Source organism: Synechococcus sp. R5-15 (genome assembly GCF_047462035.1).
Taxonomy (GTDB): domain Bacteria; phylum Cyanobacteriota; class Cyanobacteriia; order Thermostichales; family Thermostichaceae; genus Thermostichus.
Map to the genome: position 1 here is coordinate 1 of NZ_JANSIK010000019.1, position 5,039 is coordinate 5,039.

Annotated in this window: 3 protein-coding genes and 1 CRISPR repeat array; of the genes, 1 reads left to right on the forward strand and 2 read right to left on the reverse strand. The window is 54.7% G+C overall.

The window, feature by feature from the left end:
• Positions 1–147: 147 nt before the first annotated feature.
• Positions 148–867, forward strand: a complete 720-nt coding sequence (gene psb29 / locus NW839_RS02145; RefSeq protein ID WP_414349628.1) for a photosystem II biogenesis protein Psp29 — start codon at positions 148–150, stop codon at positions 865–867.
• Between the two features lie 9 nt (positions 868–876).
• Here psb29 and NW839_RS02150 read toward each other — a convergent pair whose 3' ends face one another.
• Both NW839_RS02150 and NW839_RS02155 read right to left on the reverse strand, forming a co-directional pair.
• Complete coding sequence (locus NW839_RS02150) at positions 877–1,581, reverse strand: esterase/lipase family protein (RefSeq protein WP_414332274.1); 705 nt, start codon at positions 1,579–1,581, stop codon at positions 877–879.
• Positions 1,582–1,584: 3 nt separating this feature from the next.
• The gene (locus NW839_RS02155) at positions 1,585–2,109 is read right to left on the reverse strand and encodes a GNAT family N-acetyltransferase (protein ID WP_414332273.1); all 525 of its coding nucleotides are present in this window, start codon (positions 2,107–2,109) and stop codon (positions 1,585–1,587) included.
• Positions 2,110–2,188: 79 nt separating this feature from the next.
• Positions 2,189–5,005: a CRISPR direct-repeat array (repeat unit 36 nt; unit sequence GTTTCCAATTTCTAGGGATCCCCCCGAAGGGGGAAC).
• Positions 5,006–5,039 lie beyond the last annotated feature (34 nt).

Sequence of the window (5,039 nt, forward strand, 5' to 3'; positions counted from 1 at the left end):
ACTGCGCAAGGAGCCATCCATGCGTAGCGTGGTAGGAATCTCCAGCCTTCAGGCCGGGGAGGATGTCAACACAGCTTGCCCTCAGGGTCAGCACAGGTGAGAATAAAAAAACAGAGAAGCCATCCTCAAGCTCATTTTTGTCTGCCTGTGAATCCTGTTCGCACCCTCTCCGCCACCAAAGCGGCCTTTTTCAGCGCCTACCCTCGCCCGATCAACGCCGTCTATCGCCGGGTGGTGGAGGAGTTGTTGGTGGAGCTGCACCTGACCACCGTCAACAGCACCTTCGTCTACGATCCGTTTTTTGCCTTGGGGCTGGTCACCCTCTACGACGGGCTGATGGAAGCCTATCACCCCCCTGAGCAGCGAGAAGCCATTTTCAACGCCCTCTGTAAGGCTCTGCACCTCAAGCCGGAGGTGTTGCGCAAGAATGCCCGCGATCTGCTGGAGTTGATGGGAAGCGGGGATCCCCGTCAAAGACTTGATCTCCTCTGTCTCAAGTCAGAGGCGGAAGATGTGGGTGGGTTGAAAGCCATTTTGGAGCGCATGACTCAGCCGCCCTACGCCTACAGCCGGGTCTTAGCTGTTGGCCTTTACACAGCCTATGAAGTTGTGGCCAAGTCCCTTTACGAAGAACCAGAAGAACGCACCCGCCGCTTTTTGGAGAATGTGGTGAGCAAGCTGCCCTTTTCAACAGAGCGGGTGAGAAAAGATCTGGAGCTCTATCGCAGCAGTTTGGATCGCATGAAGCAGGCGCGGGCTGTGGTCGAGGAGATGGTAAAAGCCGCCCGGCGTCAGCAGGAACGCCGCCAATCGGCCGCCTCTTTGCCCGAGACTTCCCTCGGCGACCCAAGCAAGCCTGGCAGCTAAACCCCGGCCCTAAGCCAGATACTGAGCCCAAGTTTCCACCACCTCGGGGGATCCATACCAGCGCCGTCCACCCCGACCGGAATGGTAGCAGTTGGGCAGAGTGAGGTTAACAGCCCCCTGCAGGTGGGCAGCCTCGATGGGGGTAATGCCATCGCCCCACAATTCCCCCTGTCCAGCCGTGAGCCAATAGCTGTTGTAGGCCAGCCAAGCCAGATAATGCTCCTGTCGCCACAGGGATCCCAGACTCAACCTCTGCCCCTGGATGACCCTGCCCGCCACGCACACATATTTGACCTCGGGCCAAAAGGCCCCCGGATAGTGGGTGTTGACAAAGTCCAAATTGCGCTTCGTCCAGCGCTCCCGGCTGGTGTGGGGGGATCCCAAGCTAATCAGCGCAGCGACCTGCTCCCGCCCCTGCCACACCTGTCCCCCATAGGGCACGGCTCCCAGGTAGATGCGGGCAATCCAGCCGCCGGCGGAGTGGGCCACCAGGTTAACTCGGTCAACCCCAAACTCAGCGCAGGTCTTTTGGATGGTCTCTCGAAGGGCCCACAGGATGGGAGTGACAGGCCTTCCCCCCAGCGTGGGAAACCAACTGCGCACCTGCAACGGCACCACCCGTGCCGCATAGCCGCGGGCTTCCAGCTCTTGGCGCAGGGGCTCATACTCCGACGCACCCGCCAGATAACCGGGCAAAATCACCACAGGGGCCATACGCTAGCGGGGATACCAGAACATGCCTTTGATCCCCTCAGGGTCGGCGGTGAAGCCCAGCCGTTCGTAAAAGCTGACCACTCCCTGATCGGCAAAAAGGGTGATGTTGCTGATGTCTCGGGCGCGCAGCTCGTGGATCACCTTTTCCATCAGCCGCTTGCCCAGACCCCTACCCTGGAAATCGGGATGAACCACCACATCCCAAATGGTGGCATTGAAAGCGTGGTCGGACGTTGCCCGGGCAAAGCCGATGAGGCGACGGTAGCTGCCCCGCTGCTGCCACATCGACACCACCAAAAAGCTGTGCTGCAGGGCTTTTCTCACCTTTTGAATGGGGCGACGCGACCACCCCACCGCATCGCAGAGCTCCTCTAGCTCGTACAGATCCAAGTTGGGATCCAAGCTGAAGAGGATTGTCTCCCCTCGTACCACCACCGTTTCCTGGCGACGGTCGGCCCTAGCTGTTTGCGCCGGCTCTTTGGTTGTAGCAGCTCCTGCTGACCCGAACAGGCCCTTCCAAAAACTCATGTGAATCGCTGCCGAGTGAAAGCTCACCCCTACTTTGGGTGAGCGTGTCCTCAGTATAGCCAGGATCGGTGGCGGAATTGTTTCCAATTTCTAGGGATCCCCCCGAAGGGGGAACTGCACACCAGCGGCAGCTCACAAACCGTACAAGAGGGGTTTCCAATTTCTAGGGATCCCCCCGAAGGGGGAACCCGCATCATCCTCGTGTACGAGGCAGAGGAAGAAGAAGAAGGGTTTCCAATTTCTAGGGATCCCCCCGAAGGGGGAACTCCAGTCATATAACTACCCTAACTATCGTGGTACCTCATAGTTTCCAATTTCTAGGGATCCCCCCGAAGGGGGAACTTCTAAATTAAGATCGTTCTGATACCTTTCCATACAGATGTTTCCAATTTCTAGGGATCCCCCCGAAGGGGGAACGGCAATAGCTATTACTGGAGATGCTTGAGGTAGTAATGGTTTCCAATTTCTAGGGATCCCCCCGAAGGGGGAACTCCTGACAGACATTGTGTATACATTGATATGGAGCATGCTGTTTCCAATTTCTAGGGATCCCCCCGAAGGGGGAACCAAGTGTAAACATAGCTATTCCTCCTATAGGCAGGGAGTTTCCAATTTCTAGGGATCCCCCCGAAGGGGGAACTGCTCTCGGATACTTGGCTCGGCGAACTGTCTTTCGGTTTCCAATTTCTAGGGATCCCCCCGAAGGGGGAACTTCAGGTATTCAACCTTGGCGTTGGCGGGCCAGAACTGAGCAGTTTCCAATTTCTAGGGATCCCCCCGAAGGGGGAACGGGAGATACTCCACATACAGCTGTTTAGTGAATACGCGAGTTTCCAATTTCTAGGGATCCCCCCGAAGGGGGAACCCCTGCGTTCCGAAAGGAGCGCTATTGCAGATCTGTAGTTTCCAATTTCTAGGGATCCCCCCGAAGGGGGAACACCTAACGCGTACACCATTTGGTAGAGGTTGAAAATCAGTGTTTCCAATTTCTAGGGATCCCCCCGAAGGGGGAACCCGAGGCATAAAGAGTTAGCGTGAGTGTCTTACAGTAAAGTTTCCAATTTCTAGGGATCCCCCCGAAGGGGGAACAAGACAAACTGGTCCCATGTAGTGTATGTAATAACTGTGTTTCCAATTTCTAGGGATCCCCCCGAAGGGGGAACCGAATGGCCGCTTGCACGACTGCCGGGTCTTTTTCATAAGTTTCCAATTTCTAGGGATCCCCCCGAAGGGGGAACTGGTACGCCCTCCGAATCTTGGCTGCAGACTACATGCTAGTCGTTGTTTCCAATTTCTAGGGATCCCCCCGAAGGGGGAACAAACTACCGCTTACGTTAATAGGAGTATAAAGCTACTTTAAACTGTGTTTCCAATTTCTAGGGATCCCCCCGAAGGGGGAACTCGAATGCCACGATTGTAAACTCCTGTTCCAAGGTCAGTTTCCAATTTCTAGGGATCCCCCCGAAGGGGGAACATGGGCAGGATAATCATTCCCTGCCTAGAGGAGGAGTTTCCAATTTCTAGGGATCCCCCCGAAGGGGGAACTTCCAATGGGTGTATAACCCCTGGGCATCGGAAGAGAGGTTTCCAATTTCTAGGGATCCCCCCGAAGGGGGAACTTTAAACATAGTTTAGCTGACCCTTGCTGGTGGGGCGCAGTTTCCAATTTCTAGGGATCCCCCCGAAGGGGGAACTTGGACATAGCCAACCTCCTAATCTGGCAGGGAAACACAGTTTCCAATTTCTAGGGATCCCCCCGAAGGGGGAACACCCAGGATTTCTCCTGGGTGTTCTTTCTCCTAAAGTTTCCAATTTCTAGGGATCCCCCCGAAGGGGGAACAAAAGGGACACTTGGTATACGTATAAAGTTTGCTATGGCTAGTTTCCAATTTCTAGGGATCCCCCCGAAGGGGGAACGTTGTTCCTCAAAAACAGCCCGGTCCTCTAGTTAAAGTTTCCAATTTCTAGGGATCCCCCCGAAGGGGGAACTTTCTGGGCTACAACACAGGCCTGCACGGCCATCCAGCGTTTCCAATTTCTAGGGATCCCCCCGAAGGGGGAACTCTATGGAAGAGAATGAGATGGCCGACCTTATCGGGGGTTTCCAATTTCTAGGGATCCCCCCGAAGGGGGAACAACGCCAGGAAAGGGCGAATCGTCGCAAGACTGCTGAAATCGAGTTTCCAATTTCTAGGGATCCCCCCGAAGGGGGAACATGAAGGTCTTTAACATTCGTGGGACCTGGTACATTTTGTTTCCAATTTCTAGGGATCCCCCCGAAGGGGGAACGAACTGGCATAAACTTACCTATACGAGGTGTACACTTAAGTTTCCAATTTCTAGGGATCCCCCCGAAGGGGGAACCCAATCTATAGTGGACGATCTTGTTGCCATCGAGGATGCGTTTCCAATTTCTAGGGATCCCCCCGAAGGGGGAACACCACGAGGTACCTGTCCCACAGGAAATTCTGCCGACCGTTTCCAATTTCTAGGGATCCCCCCGAAGGGGGAACTGGCCATGCCCACACTGGGCAGTCGCCTGTGAGTTGAGAGTTTCCAATTTCTAGGGATCCCCCCGAAGGGGGAACGTCTTTACTTATGTACACAAATGTATCTTCAAGGTCCTGTTTCCAATTTCTAGGGATCCCCCCGAAGGGGGAACAATTACAACTTCCCGCATGGCCAAGAGATCCATCGGGGTTTCCAATTTCTAGGGATCCCCCCGAAGGGGGAACGTGAAGTGATTTTGCCCGTAGATGTACTAAAACGGGCGGATTTAGTTTCCAATTTCTAGGGATCCCCCCGAAGGGGGAACTCCTGATGAAGTTCTGATACGCCCTCAAGATGCTGAGAACCTATAGTTTCCAATTTCTAGGGATCCCCCCGAAGGGGGAACGGTACTATTCTTCTACAGGTATGTGGACTAAGAA

Excerpts from the sequence above, each read along its gene's own strand:
- NW839_RS02150 (WP_414332274.1), bottom strand. The coding sequence starts at position 1,581 with ATGGCCCCTGTGGTGATTTTGCCCGGTTATCTGGCGGGTGCGTCGGAG.
- NW839_RS02155 (WP_414332273.1), bottom strand. The coding sequence starts at position 2,109 with ATGAGTTTTTGGAAGGGCCTGTTCGGGTCAGCAGGAGCTGCTACAACC.